This window comes from Parendozoicomonas verongulae, assembly GCF_009711465.1.
Lineage (GTDB): Bacteria > Pseudomonadota > Gammaproteobacteria > Pseudomonadales > Endozoicomonadaceae > Sansalvadorimonas > Sansalvadorimonas verongulae.
Genome location: NZ_SMME01000500.1, coordinates 1 through 1082, shown reverse-complemented (window position 1 = coordinate 1082; position 1082 = coordinate 1). Strand labels below are relative to the sequence as shown.

Annotated in this window: 1 protein-coding gene; it reads left to right on the top strand. The window is 54.6% G+C overall.

What is annotated here, in order from left to right; all coding sequences use genetic code 11:
• Positions 1-27 precede the first annotated feature (27 nt).
• A partial coding sequence (locus E1189_RS01195) for a hypothetical protein (protein ID WP_155158287.1) occupies positions 28-1082 on the top strand: 1055 nt, incomplete at its 3' end.

Below are 1082 nucleotides of genomic sequence, written 5' to 3'. Positions count from 1 at the left end.
AACCGGCTTCAGGCTATTGGGCTCAATATGAGCCAGAAACCCAAAATCTTTCTGACCCATACGGACGGTCAGCCAGAGCAGCTTGGGGGGTCCGAAGACAGCCCGGCAGATACGCAACACAAGATATTCGAGCATCCGGCCGTACGTGCTGTCACTTACTGTGATGAAACACAGATTTCGGAATGGATGCAAACACAGAAAGAGTCTCCTCTTGTCATCCGGGTGACCGGCCAGACCCACCTTGGGCAACTGTTCGACGACCTTCATGTCCGGTCGGAACGCACCCCGCACTTTGGCCGGAATGTCACACAACTCCAGCAGGCCCTTCAGCAAGGAAGGGAGGTTGTGATTCTTGGCCTTGAAAAAAATCCCGTGCTGCAACAGGCTCTGGAATCACTTTGCTGCCATCCCCCCTCGGTTATGGTCAATGGCTCACTGCTGAAATATCCAAAAGCCCGCCTCTGCCTGCTATGGCCACAATCGAAACACTGTATCTCTCTGCCATGGAGGGAGGCTCTTCAGTCAGCAGAGCCGTTGCCTGAGGTCGATATGTGGCGTTCAGCAGCCAGCAGGCATGGTATAGACCGCGACCAGATCCCCGAAACAGCGCTGGATAAAATCTATACGATTTATGGAAAGATCCCAAAAGACGTCACCCAAACGACGGGAGCCTTACCCGTTCTGACGCATGGGGGATTGGACAACCTGATTGTTGCCGCCCAGCAGGCCCAGTCCCATGAGGGGTTCGGTACACTGGAACCCAGGCACTGGCGCAAAGCAATTAACAGCGTACTCACCCACTGTACCCGCCAGCATCCGCCTGTTCGTGATTTTATGAAAGTGGCCTGTGAAAAGCTGCTCCCGGATCAGGACAATCAAGAGTGGGTTGACCCGGATCAGCTGGCGCAATATCTGCGTCCCCTGAAAAAGATAGACCGGGCATATGTTCAAACAAACTTCTGGCACCTGGCCCGGGCCTGTGGGCCGGGTGTTTTTAAAACGTTGAAGCTGGATTTCATGAGCCCGAACCAGTGGGGTGCACAACCTGGCGCGACGGATGTGCTGTGTGCACTACTGGTGTG